Genomic DNA, 19,896 nt, shown 5'->3' with positions numbered 1-19,896 from the left:
CTTGCTAAGTAGATGGGCTAGGCGATGTGTCGCCAGTCGAGCCCTGAATCTTGATCGGCCAGTTGCAGCCAGTCCGGGTCGCACCCGAGGGTGTCGACAAAACATTGCCGGGCCAGCTGCGGCAGGTTGTTCTTGCTGCTCAGATGGGCCAGGACCAGGTGTTGCAGGTCCTTCCAGCCCAGCTCGGCCACCAGGAATGCCGCCTGATGGTTGTTCAAATGTCCCAGTTCACCGCCCACCCGCTGCTTGAGAAAGTACGGGTAATGACCGCGAGCCAGCATGTCCCTGCAATGGTTGGACTCGATCATCAATGCATCGAGGTCCCGGTAACCGTCCAGCACCTTGTCGCAATAGGAGCCCAGGTCGGTCAACAGGCCGAAACGCCGTAAACCGTCACTGAAGACATACTGCGTCGGTTCCTGTGCATCGTGGGCCACGGCAATGACACCGATGCTCAAGTCGCCGATTTGCAACTGCTCGCCACCGGCCAGAAAGCCTGCGGGTTCAATCGGTTTGCGCATCCCGCGCAAGGTCCCGCGACTGAGGTAGACAGGCAGATTGTAGCGCCGAGACAGCAAACCCACGCCATGCACGTGGTCGGCATGTTCGTGGGTCACGAGTATCGCGCTCAGCTGCGCAGGGTTCACACCCAGTCGCAGCAGGCGTTTTTCGGTTTCCCGCAGGGAAAAACCACAATCCACCAGCACGTACGTATCAGCGCTGGCTATCAGCGTGCCGTTCCCTTGACTGCCGCTGCCGAGAACGGCAAAACGCATAGGATCAGCCCAGGTTGTCTTGAATCTTGCTCAACACTTTACGCGCCACATCTGCCGGCGCCACGGTGTTGATGTTCTTCTCGACGGTGACCTGGACGTTCTCGCCAACCTTGCTCAGGCGAACCTGATAACGCTCGGCACGGGCTTCAAGCTCCTCCTTGCTCGGCGCACTGCCGAACAGGCTGCTGAAGAAGCCTGGCTTGTCGTCCTTGCTCTCGGCTTTTTCGGCCAGGTTGATGTAGTACAGGCCCAGGCTGCGGTTGATGTCTTCAACGCGCCATTCACCTTGTTCCAACGCACGACCTACGCTCGACCAGGCACGGTCAAGGTCGGTACCGACGTTCAGCACAGGGTTGCCGCTGCCGTCTTCACTCAGGCTGACACGGCTGGGCGCGTCGAAATCACGCGAAGCCAGCATGGAGACCGAGCCGCCCTTCTCCGAGATACGGCTCATGCTCGCGAGCATGTCGTCGACCAGGGCCGCGTCCAGGCCAGTGTTGACCGAACGGTTGGTGAACTCGACGTCGGCGGTGCTGCCGGCAGGACGCTCGGCGCTGACCACGTAGACTTCACTGGTGTTGCGCTGCACGCCCGGCTCAATGCGCACCCGCACGCGGGTTTCGCTGTCGGTGCTGACGCCGGCCGCGCTCAGGCGCTTGGCCATGGCCGCAGACAGTTCATCGGAATGCTGCCAGGTCGTGGTGAATTCGCCGGTTTGCGGGCGCTGTTCATCCAGACGGAAACCGTTGTCCTGGAAGAACTGAACGGCCACAGGCCAGATTTCGGCAGGCGGGTTCTGCGCCAGGATGGAGCTGGTGCCGCCGCTCTTCTGCAGCGAATAAGGACTGGCGTCGGCAACCGCTGTCAGCGGCTGTGGACGAGGAACGACGTATTCGCCCGTGGCGGTGTCATCGGCCACGTTGCGCGGGATCGGCAACAGCGGATCCAGACGCTTGGCGGTATGGATATCCGGCGGAATTTGCATCGGTGCAGTCTGTTGCGCTTCCAGGTAATCGCTACCACGGTCACGGAAATAACCTTCCGGGCCCCAGACCCATCCGCAGCCACTGGTGCTGGAGATAATCAAGGCAAGTGCGGAAAGTCCGGCCATTCGCTTCATGCGTTGTACTTCCTCAATTAAACCAGGACGCTGCACTGGCGCAGGGCCGTGCGGAGCGTTTCGTGACAAGGTGCGCTCAGCCAGGTCAGCGGCAGGCGAATGCCTTCGTGCATCAGGCCCATTTCGACCAAAGCCCACTTCACCGGAATCGGGTTGGCTTCGATGAACAGGTCCTTGTGCAGCGGCATCAGTTTTTCGTTGATTGCCCGTGCAGTCTCGGCGTCACCCTTGAGGGCGGCCTCGCACAGATCGGCCATTTCACGGGGCGCGACGTTGGCGGTGACGGAGATGTTGCCCTTGCCGCCCATCAGGATCAGCTCGACCGCGGTCGGATCGTCGCCGGACAGCACGATGAAGTCCTTGCTGACGCCATCGAGGATGGCCTTGGCGCGCTTGAGGTCGCCGGTCGCTTCCTTGATACCGATGATGTTCGGCACGGTCGACAGGCGGATCACGGTCTCGGCCTGCATGTCGCAGGAGGTGCGGCCGGGAACGTTATAGAGAATCTGCGGGATGTCCACCGCTTCGGCGATGTGCTTGAAGTGCAGGTACAGGCCTTCCTGGGTCGGCTTGTTGTAGTACGGCACGACCAGCAGGCAGGCATCGGCGCCGGCTTCCTTGGCATTGCGGGTCAACTCGACGGCTTCGCGGGTCGAATTGGCGCCGGTACCGGCAATCACCGGAATGCGACCATTGACCTGCTTGACTACCGCTTTGATGACGGCGATGTGTTCATCGACATCAAGGGTTGCCGATTCGCCGGTGGTACCGACGGCGACAATGGCATGGGTGCCGTTTTCAAGGTGGAAGTCCACGAGTTTGCTGAGGCTGTCCCAGTCAAGACGCCCCTGTGCATCCATGGGAGTGACCAGTGCCACCATACTGCCCGCAATCATGAAACCGCTCCTGCCGGAAAAAGAGAGCCGTAATGGTACTGGCGCCAAGTTGCTTGCACAAGCGAAGTACTGTGCTGCCGCCATTCCCCTTGGCGCCGGTTTTCGCTACCCTTCAGACTTTGATCGTTACAGACAAGCTCGTCCGTCGGGTTTCAGCCTCCATTTTCGGCATCACAAGTCCTGATCCAGCGTTGCCACGTCTCGCTCCCGCTCCGGCGGAGCCTGTTCGCAACCTGTCACTGGGGACTTTCTGAGTTCGCATCCGCAGGCTCGCTCCCGACCAATCAGCCTTTAGACGTACCGACCGCTCATCGCTTTAGGAATGCTGCATGTCCACCCCCACAGTTCGCGAACAATTCCTTGTTATCAGTGCCCTCGGCGCCAACCCCATGGAGCTGACCAACGTCCTGTGCCGCGCCAGCCATGAAAACCGCTGCGCCGTTGTCACCTCTCGCCTGACCCGCCATGGCGAATGCAGTGCCCTGGTGCTGGAAATCTCCGGTAGCTGGGATGCCCTGGCTCGCCTGGAAGGCAGCCTGCCGGTGCTGGCCAAGCGGCATGCGTTCACGGTGAACGTGGTGCGCAGCGCCGCCCTGGAAAACCGCCCCCAGGCCCTGCCGTACGTCGCTTATGTCAGCTCGGCCTACCGCTCGGACATCATCAACGAGCTGTGCCAGTTCTTCATGGACCACAATGTCGAGTTGGAGAACCTGACCTGCGACACCTATCAGGCTCCGCAGACCGGCGGCACCATGCTCAACGCCACGTTTACCGTGACCCTGCCGGCCGGCGTGCAGATCAGCTGGCTGCGCGATCAGTTCCTGGATTTCGCCGACGCGCTGAACCTGGACGCCCTGATCGAACCGTGGCGCCCACAGAACCCAATGTAAGGATGCTTTCATGGCCGTTGCCATCGACCAACCGGTTGCCGATTTCGAAGCCCCCGCCACCAGCGGGCAGACCGTCAGCCTCGCAGGCCTGAAGGGCAAGCAGGTGGTGATCTACTTCTATCCGAAGGACAGCACGCCGGGCTGCACCACCGAGGGCCAGGGCTTTCGTGACCAGTATGCGGCGTTCAAGGCCGCCAATACCGAAGTGTTCGGCGTGTCTCGCGACAGCCTGAAATCCCACGAGAACTTCAAGTGCAAACAGGAATTCCCCTTTGAGCTGATCAGCGACAAGGACGAAGCCATCTGCCAGCTGTTCGACGTGATCAAGCTGAAAAAGCTGTATGGCAAGGAATACATGGGCGTGGATCGCAGCACGTTCCTGATCGACAAGGATGGCGTGCTGCGTCAGGAATGGCGTGGTGTGAAGGTGCCAGGGCATGTGGATGCTGTTCTGGCGGCGGCTCAGGCACTGAACAAGGCCTGATATCGAAAAGATCGCAGCCTGCGGCAGCTCCTACATGGACGGTGCTCGCCGCAATTTCCGCGGATGGTCATCAATCCTGTAGGAGCTGCCGCAGGCTGCGATCTTTTTTGCCCCACCGCCGATTTATAACAACGGCGCCACTTCCGGCTCCTTGCGTGGCCAGGCATCCAGCACCGCCTTGAACAGCGTCGCCAGGGGAATCGCAAAGAACACCCCCCAGAAGCCCCACAGCCCGCCAAACAACAGCACTGCGCAGATGATCGCCACCGGGTGCAGGTTGACCGCCTCCGAGAACAGCAAGGGCACCAGCACGTTGCCATCGAGCGTCTGGATGATTCCGTAGACCGCCATCAAGTAGATGAACTGATCGCTCCAGCCCCATTGGAACAGCGCAATCAGAAACACGGGCACAGTCACCACCACGGCACCGACATAAGGCACCACCACCGAAATCCCCACCAGCAGTGCCAGCAATGCCGCGTAGTTGAGTTCAAGCACGACAAAGGCAATGTATGTCACGCCACCACAGATGAAGATCTCGATGACCTTGCCGCGAATGTAGTTGGCGATCTGCCGATTCATCTCATGGGCGACCCGGGTAATCAGCGCCCGCTCACGGGGCAGGTAACCGCGCACCCACTGGCCGATCATGGCCCGGTCCTTGAGGAAGAAAAACACCAGGATCGGTACCAGCACCAGGTAGATCATGATGTTCACCAGCAAGGGCAGGCTCGAGAGCGAGAACGTCAGTGCCCACTGACCAAACTTGCCGATTTCGCCGCGCGCCACTTCGATGGCCTGCAGTACTTGTTCATCGGACACCAGATGCGGATAACGCTCGGGCAACAGCAGCAACAGTGACTGCCACTTGGCGAGCATGCCGGGCAACTCGTTGAACAAGGTGATCAGTTGATGCCACAGCAACGGCACGACCACCACGATAAATACCAGCAACAACCCCATGAACAACGCAAAGACCATCCCCACCGCGACCCCGCCCGGCACACGCAGGCGTTCAAGCGTCACCACCAGCCCCTGCATCAGATACGCCAGCACCATTCCGGCGAGCACCGGCGCCAGCATGCCGCCCAGGGTCAATACGGCGGTGAACGCCAGAAACAGCAGAACAGCCAGCACCACCGCTTCTTCATCGGAAAAATAGCGCTGAATCCAGTCGCGTAACACTTTGAACATCAATAATCCTTAGGAGCAAACGCAGCACAATTCAGGCTTTTTTCAACCAGTAGCGGTAAACCCCCGCCTCATCTTCTTCACGAAGCAGGGTATGACCGGCCAATCGGGCAAAGGTGCGAAAGTCGCGCTGCGAACCTGCATCGGTGGCGATGACCTTGAGTACCGCGCCACTGGCCAGCCGGTTGAGCTCCATCTTGGCCTTGAGCAACGGCAACGGGCAATTCAGGCCGCTGGCGTCCAGTTCAACGTCATGCTCTACAGCGTCGGTCATTGCATCACTCCGGGTCAGGTGGTTGAGACGCCTAGAATATCTGGTCGCAACGCCGGTGTCCGGCTACAGTAAGGTCTTTGTCGACTAAGGCTTTGTGCATGACATTTTTGCGCCCTACCCTGCTGACGCTCGCTTGCCTGCTCGCCTCACCGGGCTTCGCCGACGACCTGCCGTCACTCGGCGACGCCAGTTCTGCCATTGTCTCGCCACAACAGGAATACCAGCTCGGCCGCGCATGGCTGGCCATGTTGCGCAGCCAGGTTTCGCAGCTCAACGATCCGCAACTCAAGGATTACGTGGAATCCAGCGTTTACCGCCTGGTGGAGACCAGCCAGGTCACCGACCGGCGCCTGGAGTTCATCCTGATCAACAGCCCGCAGCTCAACGCCTTTGCGGCGCCGGGTGGGATAGTCGGGGTCAACGGTGGCTTGTTCCTCAATGCCCAGACCGAAGGCGAATATGCTTCGGTACTGGCGCACGAACTGGCTCACTTGTCGCAGCGCCACTTTGCCCGGGGCATCGAAGCACAAAAACGCATGCAAGTGCCAATGATGGCGGCATTGCTGGCGGGTATCGTGGTAGCAGCCGCAGGTGGCGGTGACGCCGGGATTGCAGCCATTGCTGGCACACAGGCGGCGGCCATTCAGGAACAGCGGCGATTCTCCCGCCAGAACGAACAGGAAGCCGACCGCATCGGCCTCCTCAATCTGGAAAAGGCCGGTTACGATCCCCGCTCGATGCCAACCATGTTCGAGCGCCTGGGGCGTCAGTACCGCTACGATGCCAAGCCACCGGAGTTCCTGCTGACTCACCCGGTCACCGAATCGCGTATCGCCGACACCCGCAACCGCGCCGAACAGTTTCCAACGGGTGGCGTTGAAGACAGCATGCGCTACCAACTGATCCGCGCACGCGTACAGCTGATCTATGAAGAAACCCCGGGGCTCGGCGCCAAGCGCTTCCGCGCCCAGCTCGACGAAAATCCGAAAAACGACGTGGCGCGCTACGGCCTGGCGATCGCCCAGATCAAGGGCGGCCAACTGAACGAAGCCCGGGAAAACCTCAAGCAGTTGCTGGCCAAGGCACCCAATGAAATCATCTACAACCTGGCTCAGGTCGATCTGGACATCACCAACAATCGCCTGGCGGATGCCCAGTCCCGGGTTGACCGGTTGATAACCCAATACCCTGGCAACTACCCGCTGAATCAGATGCGTGTCGACCTGCTGCTCAAGCAGAATCGCACCGCAGATGCGGAGAAAGCCCTCGAAGGCCTGCTCAAGTCACGGCCGGATGACCCGGACGTGTGGTATCAGGTTGCCGAGACGCGTGGCCTGTCGGGCAATATCATCGGCCTGCATCAGGCGCGCGCCGAATACTTTGCCCTGGTCGGGGACTACAAACAGGCCATTCAGCAACTGGACTTCGCCAAACGCAAGGCCGGCAGCAACTTCCCGCTGTCTTCGCGGATCGACGCGCGGCAACGCGAGCTGATGGAACAGGAGCGCATGATCAAGGACATGATGGGCTGACGCCCTCGCAGACAAAAAGTCCGGACGTAAAAAAACCGCCTCTTTCGAGGCGGTTTTTTATTCAGCCATCAACCGGGTTATTCAGCCAGTTTGAAGGTGATGAAGCTCGCACGACCTTGACGCAGTACCCGCATCGACACCGAACGGTTCTTTGGCAGCGCCTTGGCGATGTCCGCGAACTCCTTGGCGGAACCGATGGCCTGGTTGTTCAGGTGGGTGATCACATCACCCGGCTGCAGGCCGATCATGGCGGCAGGACCGTCCTGCACTTCCTTGATCACCACACCACCTTTGAGGTCATAGGTTTTCTTCTGGTCGTCAGTCAGTTCGACCACGGAAACACCGAGGCGATTGCTGCTGCGCTCGATGCTGGATTTTGGCTCGGCGCCCATTTCCTTGTCTTCATCCGGAATGGCACCGACGGTCAGCTCTACATTTTTGCGCTTGCCGTCACGAATGACTTCCAGATCGGCCTTGGCACCAGCCTTCAATGCGCCAACAAGATGCGGCAGGTCGGCCGACATGACGATTGGCTGACCGTTCATGCTCAGGATCACGTCGCCCACTTGCAGGCCACCCTTGGCAGCCGGGCCATCATCCTGGATCTGGGCAACCAGCGCACCCGCCGGTTTCTCCAGGCCGAACGACTCGGCGAGGTCCTTGCTCACTTCCTGAATCACCACGCCCAACCAGCCACGGCTGACCTTGCCACCGGATTTCAGCTGATTGGAAACATCCATGGCCACGTCGATCGGGATTGCAAACGACACGCCCATGAAGCCACCGGAGCGGGTATAGATCTGTGAGTTGATCCCGACCACTTCACCGTTCAGGTTGAACAGCGGGCCACCCGAGTTACCCGGGTTGATCGGCACGTCGGTCTGAATGAACGGCACATAGTTTTCATTCGGCAGACTGCGACCGACGGCGCTGACGATGCCCTGGGTCACCGTGTGGTCAAAGCCGAACGGCGAACCGATAGCAACCACCCACTGGCCGGCCTTCAGGTCCTGGGATTTACCGAGCTTGAGCACCGGCAGATCCTTGCCTTCGATTTTCAGCAGCGCCACGTCGGAACGCGGATCGGTGCCGACGAGCTTGGCCTTCATTTCGCTGCGATCGGCCAGACGGACGAGGATTTCGTCCGCATCGGCGATCACATGGTTATTGGTCAGAATGTAGCCGTCAGACGAGATGATAAAACCCGAACCCAGGGAAGTTGCCTCGCGTTGACGGTCGCGAGGAGAACGCGATTGCGGCGGCATGCCCCGCTCGAAGAATTCGCGCAGCATTGGCGGCAGGCCTTCAAGGTCGGGCATTTGCTGGCTGACTTTGCGATCCGGCAGCTTTTGCGTGGTACTGATGTTCACGACCGCGGGCGAGGCCTGTTCGACCAGTTGCGTAAAGTCAGGCAATTCGACCGCTTGGGCGGTGACCGCCTGACCGAGCACCAGCACGGTGGCAATAATGGAAAGGTAGGACTTCAAGCGTGGTATCGACATACGGCTCCCGTTACGACGAGCAGGGTTAAGCGATATGGAGCAAGGAACACCGGGAACAATACGCCGGTATTTTTGTTCCGGGAACAACAAACAAGGCCAGAGCCGAGGGGCTCTGACCTATAAGAAATTTACGGGATTTTTGCAAATTGAAATGCTCACGAAACATTTCGAATTCTGCTCACTGCTTGGTTGCAGTGGCATCGGTGCGCATTGAAAGCGCTATCCGTTCAGCAGTACCGACCGGTATCTCGCCGACGACAGTCACCATCATGTCACCCTGTGCCGTGGTCAAGCGCCGGGAAACCGCAACGGTCGGCCCCAACTGAGTACGGGTATCGGTGACGGTTGCGCCATTCAACGGTTCGAGGAATACCGAAAAACGCGCCAGTCCATCGTCGTACATCAGGCTATTGACCTGGGTCTTGGTCTGCGGATCCTTGCGAGCTGTACTGCTGGTCAGCTCGAAACCGGGTGGTAACCAGTCGGAATGCCAGACCTGGGCAGCCTTGACGGCAGAGGCCTTGTCACTGTCGAGGTTGACCGGCTTGCAATCATTGCTGGCCTGCAGATCCTTTTCGGAAGGAAGGTCGGCCGTATCCAGTTGCGTGAACTGGAACCGCTCCAGCAACCGCCCCTTGTCGTCCAACAACAAAGACTTCAGAGGCAGGCCGGTTTCCTTGTCCAGATGCAGTTCAAAACCGTAGCGGTGCTGGTCGCGGGGTTTCAGCGATACGATCACCGCCGAACGCCCGGCAACACGCGACTTGCCGATGACGGCAAGGTCATACCAATTCTTGAGCTTTTGAGGATCGAGTGCACGGGCAGCGGAGTTGGGGGAGTCCCCAAGCCCTGCTATCAGTGTGCCACTGACGCATTGAGTATGCCCATCAATGCGAACGACTTCCTGAGCGGAGCCGTCGAGCTGGATCAATCGCTCGCGGACCTTTCCATCCTGGACCAGGTGCCAGATGTTATGGGTAGAAAAACTACCGTTACGCTCGTAGACGAAAGTACCCTGAAAGCTTTGCTGCTGCTCTGCCTGGCCCAGGCGGGTCAACCAGTCCTGGGCATCATCAGCCTGGGCTGGAACGATGAACCAGCCGCTGAGCAGAAGCGAAAGTAGAGGTATGGCGCGCATGATCCTCCTTAACGGTTTTCCAGACTTGCCGCACGAGCGTAAGGCAGAGCGCTCTCAGTACCTTTCAGTGCAGCCTGTTGTGCATGTTGGCGCAAGTAGCCTGGCAGACGCTGATCGTGCCAGCCTGGTTGACCTTGCAAAACGCCATTGGCCATTGGGCCTGTAGCTTCCGAACTCTCATTGTAGCCTGCCAGAACAGCAGGGCCTTTTACTTGAGGAACGGCCAGTGCGGGTTGACTGGATTGCTGGGCCAGTTCGGCACCGGCGATCTCATCCTGGTTGTACAGACGTACACCGGCCAGTACCGCCAGGGTCACAGAAGCTGCGACCGCCAGACGACCCAGGCTGCGCCATGGACCACGGGACGCCTTTGCCGGTGAGGCTTCGTCAGCCAGGGCAGCAGAAACAGCCGCAGCGATGTCCAGCCGTGGAAGCAGCAGATCCTTGTGCATCACTGCCCGAGCGATCTGATAACGAGCCCAAGTGTCACGGGTTTCAACATCGTCGCAGGCATTCAATACCCGACGCAATTCCAATTCGTCCGCTTCGTTATCCATCACTGCGGACAGCGATTCCTGCAGGGCTTCACGACTCATGGCGTTCCTCTCTTGGCTGTCGCCGCTGTCTTTAGTTTTCCTGCAACAACGGCTGCAGGGCTTTGTCGATGGCCTCCCGGGCGCGGAAAATCCGGGAGCGCACGGTGCCTACCGGACATTGCATGACGCTCGCAATGTCCTCGTAACTCAGACCATCAAACTCACGTAAAGTTAAAGCCGTACGCAAATCTTCCGGCAGTTGCTGAATGGTTCGATGGACGGTGCCTTCGATCTCATCCCGCAGCAAAGCCCGTTCTGGCGACTCGAGATCCTTGAGGCCATGATCGCCATCGTAGAACTCTGCATCTTCGGAACTGACATCGCTATCCGGCGGCCGACGGCCGCGTGAAACCAGATAGTTTTTCGCCGTGTTGATGGCGATACGGTAAAGCCACGTATAAAACGCGCTGTCTCCGCGAAAATTTCCAAGTGCACGGTACGCCTTGATAAAGGCTTCTTGTGCCACATCCTGGGCTTCATGGGTGTCGTGCACAAAACGCACGATCAACCCGAGAATTTTGTGCTGGTATTTCAGCACTAGCAGATCGAAAGCACGCTTGTCGCCGCGCTGAACGCGTTCGACCAGTTGCTGATCCTCTTCCTGGGTTAGCATGAACACTCCTCGATGAGCTCGGAGGAGGCTTGCAGAAGTAAACCACCAGACTTGCAAACATAGACTCGGGCTTTTCGCAAAAGTTCTCCCCCTCCAGGCAAGTTTCCTGCGGGCTCTGATTTGGCACGCACGAAAAGCGCAGCGCGAGTGGGCCCGGCTGCGCGAATAATCTTGTCATCGGATTCTTCGCCAGGGATCGAGCTGCAATCCCGTACTGAATCCGACGCTGTCCCTTGTTTCAGGCAACGGTCTATTGATCTTGGCCCTTTGGCAAAAGTTCCAATTATTTATAGCTGCGCCGAACCGACATTGTGCAACCGTGAAGCGAAAAAGACTGTTAAATCGGCGATACAGTCATTCTCGCGCGCAACGGGCAGAAAAACATCCGACGAAGCGCCCGACATTTTGCGTCACAGTAGTTTCACAATGCCATGCTGGCTCGGGTATTGTGCCGTCCCCCCCCTCTATATACTAGTGGGCTGTGCGGCTGACTTGACTCGCCAGTCCAGCTGCGCCACCCCCGACCCGGGTCGCTTTGAGCGGAATCCTGAAATGAGCCAACAGTTTCAACACGATGTTCTGGTAATTGGCAGCGGTGCTGCCGGCTTGAGCCTTGCGCTGACCTTGCCCGGTCATTTGCGCATTGCCGTATTGAGCAAAGGCAACCTCGCCAATGGCTCGACGTTCTGGGCCCAGGGTGGCGTTGCCGCCGTGCTGGATGACACCGATACCGTTGAATCCCATGTCGATGACACCCTCAATGCCGGCGGCGGCCTGTGCCATGAAGACGCGGTGCGCTTTACCGTCGAGCACAGCAAGGAAGCGATTCAATGGCTGATCGACCAGGGCGTGCCCTTTACCCGCGATGAACACTCGAGCAATGAAGATGGCGGGTTCGAATTCCACCTGACCCGCGAAGGCGGTCACAGCCATCGACGCATCATCCACGCCGCCGATGCCACGGGCGCCGCCATTTTCACCACCCTGCTCGAGCAGGCCAGGAAACGGCCGAACATCGAACTGCTGGAACAGCGAGTTGCGGTAGACCTGATCACCGAGAAACGCCTCGGACTCGAAGGTGATCGCTGCCTCGGTGCTTATGTGCTCAATCGCGGCACTGGCGAAGTCGATACCTATGGCGCCCGCTTTGTAATCCTCGCTTCCGGGGGAGCGGCCAAGGTTTACCTGTACACCAGTAACCCTGACGGTGCCTGCGGCGATGGCATCGCCATGGCCTGGCGCTCGGGCTGCCGGGTGGCGAACCTGGAATTCAACCAGTTTCACCCCACCTGCCTGTATCACCCGCAGGCCAAGAGCTTCCTGATCACCGAAGCCCTGCGCGGCGAGGGTGCCCACCTCAAGCTGCCCAACGGCGAGCGCTTCATGCAGCGCTTCGATCCACGGGCAGAGCTGGCGCCACGGGACATCGTCGCCCGGGCCATCGACCATGAAATGAAACGCCTGGGTATCGATTGCGTCTATCTGGACATCAGCCACAAGCCCGAAGCCTTCATCAAGACGCACTTCCCGACGGTGTACGAACGCTGCCTGGAATTTTCCATCGACATCACCAGACAGCCGATTCCGGTGGTCCCGGCGGCGCACTACACCTGCGGTGGCGTGATGGTCGATCAACAGGGCCGTACCGACGTGCCGGGGCTGTACGCCATTGGCGAAACCAGTTTCACCGGCCTGCACGGCGCCAACCGCATGGCCAGCAACTCGCTGCTTGAATGTTTCGTTTATGCCCGCTCGGCGGCCACGGACATTCTCGAGCAGTTGCCCCGGGTTCCGATGCCCGCCCCCCTCCCCGCCTGGGATGCGAGCCAGGTCACCGATTCCGATGAAGACGTGATCATTGCGCACAACTGGGATGAGCTGCGGCGGTTCATGTGGGACTACGTTGGCATCGTGCGCACCAACAAACGCCTGCAACGGGCACAACACCGCGTGCAATTGTTGCTGGATGAAATCGACGAGTTCTACAGCAACTACAAGGTCAGCCGGGATCTGATCGAGCTGCGCAACCTGGCCCAGGTGGCCGAGCTGATGATTCTGTCAGCCATGGAGCGCAAGGAAAGCCGTGGCCTGCATTACACCCTCGATTACCCGGACATGTTGCCGGTCGCGCTGGACACTATTCTGGTGCCGCCCACCTACGTCGGCTGAATTTGAGCCGGACCCGCAGGCGTCGGTGCACATCCGCCGCCTGCGCATCCCGGGGCACGCAAATGGCCCTGACCCGGCGCTCGCCCCGCAGGCGGAAACGCAAGACCACCACCAACGGCAGCGCCAGGCTGTCCGGCCTCAGCTGGACGGGCTGCCAACCCTTGGCCTGACTCCACAACTGCCAGCCATCGGCATCACGCCGCAAGCCGCAAATGGCCTGCGGGTGCGTCAACAGAATCCCCCGGGGCAACAACCAGGCGCCGTGAGCCACGCACAGCACAACGCCGAGCGAGCTGGCCCAGAGCGGAATCGACAATAGAAACAACGAACCCAACGCGAACAGCTGGGCCAGCAGATACGCCGCCAGCAACTGCCGTGAGGCATGCCAGCGGCATTCGAACGTATTACTTGGGCTGGACACGATCCAGGATCATGCGAACCATGCGTTGCAGTTCGGGATCTTCCGATTCGCTGCGTTCCATGAACCAGCCGAACATGTCCTGATCCTCACACGTCAGCAGTCGGACGTACAACGCGCGATCCACCTCGTTGAGCGTTGCGTAAACCTCTTTCGTGAACGGTACCAGCAACACGTCAAGCTCAAGCATGCCACGGCGGCTGTGCCAAAAGAGGCGGTTCAGTTCAACATCTTCGACCATGGAGCGCTCCTCAAATAGGCCGCAAGTATACAGGCCCGCGCTCGGTCGAACAGTCGGCTTTGGTCGGGCACCGGTGATCCTTTGTGAACTACCCATTTCGAAGGCGGCCCCTTATGATGTCCACCAGACTTTTTACCCTGCGATGACCCATGGCCGATTCTGCTTTTTTCTGCACGCTTTCTCATGAAGGTGTTCTCGCGGTCCGCGGCGCGGACGCCAGCAAATTCCTGCAAGGCCAACTGACCTGCAATCTCAACTACCTGAGCGACTCCCGGGCCAGCCTCGGTGCGCGCTGCACCCAGAAAGGCCGGATGCAATCTAGCTTTCGCATCCTGCTCGAGGGTGATGGCGTGGTCCTGGCCATGGCCAGCGAATTGCTGGAACCGCAACTGGCGGACCTGAAAAAATATGCGGTGTTTTCCAAATCGAAACTGACCGACGAAAGTGCCGCCTGGGTCCGCTTCGGCATTGACCATGGCGACGCCGCACTGACCAGCCTCGGCCTGGACCTGCCGCCGGAAACCGACAGCGTCGTGCGCAACGATGGGCTGATCGCCATCCGTGTCTCACCGCAACGCGCCGAGTTGTGGGTCGCCGCAAGTCTTGCCGATACGGTCAAAGGCAAGCTGTCGGCGGTGCTGAGCGAAGGTGACCTGAATCAATGGTTACTGGGCCAGGTCCGTGCCGGGATCGGCCAGGTCATGCCCGGCACCCGCGAGTTGTTCATCCCGCAGATGCTCAACCTGCAAGCGGTCGGTGGCGTGAGCTTCAAGAAAGGTTGCTACACCGGCCAGGAAATCGTCGCGCGCATGCAGTACCTGGGCAAGCTCAAGCGTCGCCTGTATCGCCTGCAACTGGCTGCCGGCGAGCTGCCGGAACCGGGTACGGCGCTGTTCTCCCCGACCCATGGCAGCTCTATCGGCGAAGTGGTGCTGGCTGCCCGCAGCGGGCAAAACATTGAACTCCTGGCGGTGTTGCAAGCCGAAGCGGCAGACAGTGGAGACATCCACCTGGGCGCGCTCGAAGGGCCGTCCTTGCAGCTGCTCGACCTGCCTTATGAACTGGACCGCGATCGCGAAATCCAGCAATAACGGCAGCACTTGGCGCGACACCTAGAGAGATTCAATGAGCGAGCTGGCGGAAAAGGTCCAACAGGATTTGGTTGAGGCCATCAATAACGATGACCTGGTTCTGCCAACGTTACCGGAAGTGGCCCTGCAAATTCGCAAGGCCGCGGAAAACCCGGAAGTCAGCGTCAGTACCCTGAGCAAAGTGATCGGCCGTGATACCGCGCTGTCGGCGCGCCTGATCAAAGTGGTCAACAGCCCGCTGTTGCGCGCGACCCAGGAAGTGACCGACCTGCACACTGCGATCACCCGCCTGGGCATCAACTACAGCTGCAACCTGGCGATCGGCCTGGTCATGGAGCAGATTTTCCACGCCCGCTCCGACGTGGTGGAACAGAAAATGCGCGAAGTCTGGCGCAAAAGCCTGGAAATCGCCGGCGTCAGCTATGCCCTGTGCCGCAGCTATACCCGGCTCAAGCCCGACCAGGCTGCCCTTGGCGGGCTGGTGCATCAGATCGGCGTGCTGCCGATCCTGACCTACGCCGAAGATCACTATGAATTGCTGTCCGACCCGGTCAGCCTCAACCATGTGATCGAGCGGATACATCCCCTGATCGGCGAAAAACTGCTGAAGGTCTGGGACTTTCCCGACATGCTGGTGCAGGTGCCGCAGCTCTACCTGAATTTCAAACGCCAGTCGGCGCAGATCGACTATGTGGATCTGGTGCAGGTGGCCAGCCTGTATTGCCATAAGGACACCGACCATCCGTTCGCTCGTATTGACCCGTTGAGCGTGCCGGCCTTCAATGCGCTTGGCATCGACATCGACGACGAGGTGATGTGCGCCGACCTGGAAGAAACACGGTCGATGTTTTACTGATCAAGGACCGCGTTGTCCCCTTCGCGAGCAAGCCCGCTCCCACATTGGATCTATGCAGCACCACAAATCCCTGTGGGAGCGGGCTTGCTCGCGAAGAGGCCAGAACAGACACCGCGCATCACTCCCCTGCAACAAAACTCACCCGTACCTTCAACCCCGCCCGCTCACCATCGTGCAGACTGATCTGCGCCAGATGCGCGCGGCAGATCTCGCCGACAATCGCCAACCCCAACCCTGAACCGGCCACGTGCTGATTGCGCCGGTAAAAGCGTTCGAATACCCGGTCGCGCTCCTCAAGAGGAATACCGGGGCCATCATCTTCGACTTCCAGCACGGCGGGGGCCGAGACCCGCAGAATCACGTTGCCGCCTGGCGGGGTATGAGCCAGGGCGTTATCCACCAGATTGCTCAGCAGTTCGTTCAACAGCGTCGGCTCGCCCCGCAACCAGACGGGTTCATCCGCTTCCAGCGCCAGCGCGATGCCGCGCTTGTGGGCCAACGGCGCCATGGCCATGCCCAGCTCCCGAGCCAGTTGACTGAGGTCGAGTAACTGCGCGCCGCCCTCGGCAATCGCCCGGGCGCCATTTTCGACCCGTGCCAGGGAAAGCAACTGATTGGCCAGGTGGGTCAAGCGGTCAGTGCCCTGGGCGGCGGTCTCCAGCGTGCTGCGCCAGGTATCGGGCTCGCCCGAGCGCATGCCCAGCTCCAGTCGCGCCTTGAGGGCTGCCAAGGGCGTGCGCAGCTCGTGGGCGGCGTCGGCTATGAATTGCGCCTGCTTCTCGAACTGTCCACGTAGACGCTCGGTAAAGTGATTGAGGGCGCGCACCAGCGGCCACAATTCGCGCTGCACTTCCACCAATGGCAAGGGGCGCAGATCGTCCGGCTGGCGCTCTTCCACCGCCGTGCGCAGGCGCTCCAGCGGGCGCAACGCGGCACTCACCGCAAACCACACCAGCATCAACGCACCGATTGCCAGCATGCCCAGGCGCAACAAGGTATCCGCCGCCAGACTGCGGGCCATGCTGACGCGCGCTTCATCGGTTTCGGCCACGCGGATTTCCGCCATGCCGTTCATGTTGGGCTCGCTCACGGGCTTGAGCAGGCTCACCACGCGCACGTTCTGCCCGCGGTACTGGGCGTTGTAGAAACGTGCCAGCGCCGGATAGTCATCGGTGCGCGGCGTTCCCGGCGGTGGTGCGGGCAGGTTTTCGTAACCGGAAATCAGCTTCTGATTGATGTCGTTGACCAGATAGAAAATTCGCCCGGCACTGTCGTAGGCAAAGGTATCGAGGGCCACGTAGGGCACGTCGGCACTCAGGGTGCCGTCGCGCTGGGAGACGCCGGCGGCGATGGTGCGCGCCGAGGCCAGCAAGGTCCGGTCATAGGCCGTATCGGCGGCTTCACGACCGTTCCAGTAGGCGCTCAACCCGCTGGCCAGCATCAACACCACCAGCAACAGCGCGAGATTCCACAACAACCGCCAGCGCAGGCTGCTGGGCTTATGCATCGCGGCTTTCCAGCAAGTAACCGAGGCCACGGAAGGTCACGATGGCGACCGGCTGGCCATCCAGTTTCTTGCGCAGGCGGTGCACGTAGATTTCGATCGCATCGGGACTGGCCTCTTCATCCAGACCGAACACTTGCGAGGCCAGTTGCTCCTTGCTCATCACCCGACCGGGACGCGCGATCAGGGCTTCGAGTACCGCCTGCTCGCGAGAAGTCAGGGTCAGCAATTCTTCACCAAGAGTGAAACGCCGGGTTTCCAGGTCATAAGCCAGCACACCACAACGCTGGATACGTTCACCGCCCAGCACACTGCGGCGCAGCAACGCCTTGACCCGCGCTTCGAGTTCGGTCAGTTCGAAAGGCTTGGCCAGGTAATCGTCGGCGCCCAGGTTCAAGCCATGGACCCGATCCTTGACGTCGCTGCGGGCGGTCAGCATCAACACCGGCAGGTTCTTGCCCCGCGCCCGCAGGCGCGCCAGCACTTCGAAACCATCCATGCGCGGCAAGCCGACATCGAGGATCGCCATGGCGTATTCCTCGCTGCCCAGCGCCAGGTCGGCGGCCACGCCATCGTGCAGGACGTCCACGGTCAGCCCGGTGCTCTTGAGCGCCTGGGCGACACTTTCGGCGAGCTGCAAATGGTCTTCGACGAGCAGGACACGCATGGATCTATACCTCGTTCAGGGATGGCCGACGCCATTCTTTGGCGCGGAGTTTACAGCCGCAATCACCGCTGTGAAGCCCGAAAAACCGTGAAAGCCCGCTGAAAGGTTAGCGAAAGGTTGGGTCGTTAGAGTCACCCCACGGATGGTTTCGACTGCCGACCATCGAATCGTAGTTTGAAAACGTGCTTTGACATGTAACTACCGAAAAACGCCTCGAAGCGTTTTCGCCAATAAGAACAATAAACGAGGTACTGCACCATGCTGTCCACACAGCTTCAGGCTTGCCCGCCCCGCCCTTTCTCTTGCTCCCCGATGTTTACGCTTGCCAGCGCCGAAGCCGGCTGCCCGTCGTTCGATCCGTGCGGATTCGAACACGCCGGCACCGCGCGAAATCGTCGCACCTGAATCATCCCGAAAAACAAAAACTCCACTGGAGACAAAAATGAATCGTTCAATGCGCCGTTTCGCCCTCGCCGCCAGCTGTGTGCTGTTCGCCGGCCAACTCATGGCCGAGCCTAAACGCCCGGAATGCATCGCCCCGGCCTCGCCCGGTGGTGGTTTCGACCTGACCTGCAAACTGGCGCAAAGCGCGCTGGTCAACGAAAAGCTGCTGACCAAACCGATGCGGGTGACCTACATGCCCGGCGGTGTCGGCGCGGTGGCGTACAACGCGGTGGTCGCCCAGCGTCCGGCCGATGCCGGTACGTTGGTGGCCTGGTCCAGTGGTTCGCTGCTGAACCTGGCCCAAGGCAAGTTCGGTCGTTTCGATGAAAGCAATGTGCGCTGGCTGGCCGCCGTTGGCACCAGCTACGGCGCGATCGCGGTGAAGAGCGATTCGCCCTACAAGACCCTCGACGATCTGGTCCAGGCCCTGAAGAAAGATCCGAGCAAAGTGGTGATCGGTTCCGGCGGCACCGTCGGCAGCCAGGACTGGATGCAGACCGCGCTGATCGCCAAGGCCGCCGGGATCAACCCGCGTGACCTGCGTTACGTCGCCCTCGAAGGTGGCGGCGAGATCGCCACGGCCCTGCTCGGCGGTCATATCCAGGTTGGCAGCACCGACATTTCCGACTCCATGCCACACATCCAGAGCGGTGATATGCGCCTGCTGGCGGTGTTCTCCGACAAGCGTCTGGACGAGCCGGAAATGAAGGACATCCCGACCGCCCGCGAACAAGGCTACGACATCGTCTGGCCGGTGGTTCGCGGCTTCTACCTGGGGCCGAAGGTCAGCGACGAGGACTACGCCTGGTGGAAGGACTCCTTCGACAAACTGCTGGCTTCACCGGAGTTTGCCAAGTTGCGCGACCAGCGTGAACTGTTCCCGTTCGCCATGACCGGCCCGGAGCTGGACACCTATGTGAAGAAGCAGGTCGCGGACTACAAAGTGCTGGCCAAAGAGTTCGGCCTGATCCAGTGATCGTCTCTGTCTAGCGGCTGCGACTCCGTTTGGCGGAGTCGCGGCACAGGAGTTCCTCATGCTCTTACAACGCATTTTTGCTTCGGTGCTGTTGCTGGCCTGTCTCGGCCTGGCATTGATGGCGTGGCCGTACCAAGCGGCTTTTTCCTACGAACCGGTGGGGCCTCGGGCTTTTCCATTGCTGATGCTCGGCCTGATGGGCTCAGCGCTGTTGTACATGGTGTTCCGTCCGGCGCCGATCAAGCACAGTGCTGACGAGCCGCCGCTGGATCGCGAAACCCTGACCAAGATCGGCATCTGCGTGGTGCTGTTGCTGGTGTTCGCCGGTACCTTCGAACCCCTGGGTTTCATCGTCGCCAGCATCCTGATCGGCGTGCCCATGGCGCGACTGTATGGCGGTCGCTGGGTGCCAAGCATCGTGATCATCAGCTTGATGGCCGTCGGCCTCTACCTACTGTTCGACAAGTTGATGGACGTACCGCTGCCCTTGGGCCTGCTCGACGTTCTGGAGAACTGAT

General features: G+C 60.1%; 21 protein-coding genes. 8 read left to right on the top strand and 13 right to left on the bottom strand.

Going from position 1 to position 19,896, the window contains the following annotated elements:
- Nucleotides 1-17: 17 nt before the first annotated feature.
- Genes KW846_RS23680 through dapA form a run of 3 tightly spaced genes read right to left on the bottom strand, consistent with a single transcriptional unit; the run spans nucleotide 18 to nucleotide 2,792 of the window.
- Nucleotides 18-776, bottom strand: coding sequence for an MBL fold metallo-hydrolase (locus KW846_RS23680; protein WP_116580246.1), 759 nt, complete (start codon nucleotides 774-776; stop codon nucleotides 18-20).
- A 4-nt stretch (nucleotides 777-780) separates the two neighbouring features.
- Nucleotides 781-1,896 carry an outer membrane protein assembly factor BamC gene (gene bamC, locus KW846_RS23675; protein ID WP_218485720.1) on the bottom strand — a complete coding sequence of 372 codons (1,116 nt, stop codon included), beginning with the start codon at nucleotides 1,894-1,896 and terminating at the stop codon, nucleotides 781-783.
- Between the two features lie 17 nt (nucleotides 1,897-1,913).
- Entirely contained in the window at nucleotides 1,914-2,792 is an 879-nt protein-coding gene (gene dapA / locus KW846_RS23670) for a 4-hydroxy-tetrahydrodipicolinate synthase (RefSeq protein ID WP_007979774.1), read from the bottom strand.
- A gap of 329 nt (nucleotides 2,793-3,121) precedes the next feature.
- Between dapA and KW846_RS23665 the strand changes: the two genes are divergently transcribed.
- The gene (locus KW846_RS23665) at nucleotides 3,122-3,682 is read left to right on the top strand and encodes a glycine cleavage system protein R (RefSeq protein ID WP_007979776.1); all 561 of its coding nucleotides are present in this window, start codon (nucleotides 3,122-3,124) and stop codon (nucleotides 3,680-3,682) included.
- 10 nt (nucleotides 3,683-3,692) lie between these two features.
- The gene (locus KW846_RS23660; protein WP_218485718.1) at nucleotides 3,693-4,166 is read left to right on the top strand and encodes a peroxiredoxin; all 474 of its coding nucleotides are present in this window, start codon (nucleotides 3,693-3,695) and stop codon (nucleotides 4,164-4,166) included.
- A 123-nt stretch (nucleotides 4,167-4,289) separates the two neighbouring features.
- On the opposite strand, the gene KW846_RS23655 is transcribed toward KW846_RS23660, so the two are convergent.
- Together KW846_RS23655 and KW846_RS23650 are read right to left on the bottom strand one after the other, a co-directional pair.
- Nucleotides 4,290-5,360: an AI-2E family transporter gene (locus KW846_RS23655; protein ID WP_116580244.1), complete on the bottom strand. Its 1,071-nt coding sequence runs from the start codon at nucleotides 5,358-5,360 to the stop codon at nucleotides 4,290-4,292.
- A 31-nt stretch (nucleotides 5,361-5,391) separates the two neighbouring features.
- The gene (locus KW846_RS23650; protein WP_007979782.1) at nucleotides 5,392-5,631 is read right to left on the bottom strand and encodes a sulfurtransferase TusA family protein; all 240 of its coding nucleotides are present in this window, start codon (nucleotides 5,629-5,631) and stop codon (nucleotides 5,392-5,394) included.
- Nucleotides 5,632-5,729: 98 nt separating this feature from the next.
- Between KW846_RS23650 and KW846_RS23645 the strand changes: the two genes are divergently transcribed.
- On the top strand, nucleotides 5,730-7,163 hold the full coding sequence (locus KW846_RS23645; protein WP_218485716.1) for a M48 family metalloprotease: 1,434 nt from the start codon (nucleotides 5,730-5,732) through the stop codon (nucleotides 7,161-7,163).
- A gap of 77 nt (nucleotides 7,164-7,240) precedes the next feature.
- On the opposite strand, the gene KW846_RS23640 is transcribed toward KW846_RS23645, so the two are convergent.
- The 4 genes from KW846_RS23640 to rpoE form a co-directional block, all read right to left on the bottom strand.
- Nucleotides 7,241-8,665 (bottom strand): DegQ family serine endoprotease, encoded by a 1,425-nt coding sequence (locus KW846_RS23640; protein WP_095966283.1) that lies wholly within the window; start codon nucleotides 8,663-8,665, stop codon nucleotides 7,241-7,243.
- Between the two features lie 178 nt (nucleotides 8,666-8,843).
- A complete protein-coding gene (locus KW846_RS23635) occupies nucleotides 8,844-9,803 on the bottom strand; it encodes a MucB/RseB C-terminal domain-containing protein (protein WP_218485714.1) in 960 nt (319 codons plus the stop codon).
- Between the two features lie 8 nt (nucleotides 9,804-9,811).
- The gene (locus tag KW846_RS23630; protein WP_116580240.1) at nucleotides 9,812-10,399 is read right to left on the bottom strand and encodes a sigma-E factor negative regulatory protein; all 588 of its coding nucleotides are present in this window, start codon (nucleotides 10,397-10,399) and stop codon (nucleotides 9,812-9,814) included.
- A 31-nt stretch (nucleotides 10,400-10,430) separates the two neighbouring features.
- Entirely contained in the window at nucleotides 10,431-11,012 is a 582-nt protein-coding gene (rpoE, locus tag KW846_RS23625; protein WP_003172477.1) for an RNA polymerase sigma factor RpoE, read from the bottom strand.
- A gap of 552 nt (nucleotides 11,013-11,564) precedes the next feature.
- Between rpoE and nadB the strand changes: the two genes are divergently transcribed.
- Entirely contained in the window at nucleotides 11,565-13,181 is a 1,617-nt protein-coding gene (gene nadB / locus KW846_RS23620) for an L-aspartate oxidase (protein ID WP_218485710.1), read from the top strand.
- Here the strand turns inward: nadB and KW846_RS23615 are convergent.
- The gene (locus tag KW846_RS23615; RefSeq protein WP_218485708.1) at nucleotides 13,150-13,602 is read right to left on the bottom strand and encodes a protein YgfX; all 453 of its coding nucleotides are present in this window, start codon (nucleotides 13,600-13,602) and stop codon (nucleotides 13,150-13,152) included. The two genes, nadB and KW846_RS23615, sit on opposite strands and share 32 nt — an antisense overlap.
- Nucleotides 13,586-13,840 (bottom strand): succinate dehydrogenase assembly factor 2, encoded by a 255-nt coding sequence (locus tag KW846_RS23610; RefSeq protein ID WP_007979797.1) that lies wholly within the window; start codon nucleotides 13,838-13,840, stop codon nucleotides 13,586-13,588. The genes KW846_RS23615 and KW846_RS23610 overlap by 17 nt, the downstream gene beginning before the upstream one ends.
- A gap of 149 nt (nucleotides 13,841-13,989) precedes the next feature.
- Between KW846_RS23610 and KW846_RS23605 the strand changes: the two genes are divergently transcribed.
- Both KW846_RS23605 and KW846_RS23600 read left to right on the top strand, forming a co-directional pair.
- The gene (locus KW846_RS23605; protein WP_218485705.1) at nucleotides 13,990-14,931 is read left to right on the top strand and encodes a folate-binding protein YgfZ; all 942 of its coding nucleotides are present in this window, start codon (nucleotides 13,990-13,992) and stop codon (nucleotides 14,929-14,931) included.
- A 34-nt stretch (nucleotides 14,932-14,965) separates the two neighbouring features.
- Entirely contained in the window at nucleotides 14,966-15,787 is an 822-nt protein-coding gene (locus KW846_RS23600; protein WP_218485704.1) for an HDOD domain-containing protein, read from the top strand.
- A 118-nt stretch (nucleotides 15,788-15,905) separates the two neighbouring features.
- Here the strand turns inward: KW846_RS23600 and KW846_RS23595 are convergent, their stop codons facing one another.
- Both KW846_RS23595 and KW846_RS23590 read right to left on the bottom strand, forming a co-directional pair.
- Entirely contained in the window at nucleotides 15,906-17,294 is a 1,389-nt protein-coding gene (locus KW846_RS23595) for a sensor histidine kinase (protein ID WP_218485703.1), read from the bottom strand.
- A complete protein-coding gene (locus KW846_RS23590) occupies nucleotides 17,287-17,958 on the bottom strand; it encodes a response regulator (RefSeq protein WP_007979804.1) in 672 nt (223 codons plus the stop codon). Before KW846_RS23590 ends, KW846_RS23595 begins: the two co-directional genes overlap by 8 nt.
- 442 nt (nucleotides 17,959-18,400) lie before the next feature.
- On the opposite strand from KW846_RS23590, the gene KW846_RS23585 reads away from it, so the two are divergent.
- Both KW846_RS23585 and KW846_RS23580 read left to right on the top strand, forming a co-directional pair.
- Nucleotides 18,401-19,378 carry a tripartite tricarboxylate transporter substrate binding protein gene (locus KW846_RS23585; protein WP_007979806.1) on the top strand — a complete coding sequence of 326 codons (978 nt, stop codon included), beginning with the start codon at nucleotides 18,401-18,403 and terminating at the stop codon, nucleotides 19,376-19,378.
- 58 nt (nucleotides 19,379-19,436) lie between these two features.
- A complete protein-coding gene (locus KW846_RS23580; protein ID WP_218485701.1) occupies nucleotides 19,437-19,895 on the top strand; it encodes a tripartite tricarboxylate transporter TctB family protein in 459 nt (152 codons plus the stop codon).
- Nucleotide 19,896 lies beyond the last annotated feature (1 nt).

Origin of the sequence: Pseudomonas sp. PDM32 (assembly GCF_019219225.1) — a bacterium.
GTDB lineage: Bacteria > Pseudomonadota > Gammaproteobacteria > Pseudomonadales > Pseudomonadaceae > Aquipseudomonas > Aquipseudomonas laurylsulfatiphila.
The sequence above is the reverse complement of the archived record's forward strand: the minus strand, read 5'-3'. Positions and strand labels throughout refer to the sequence as shown.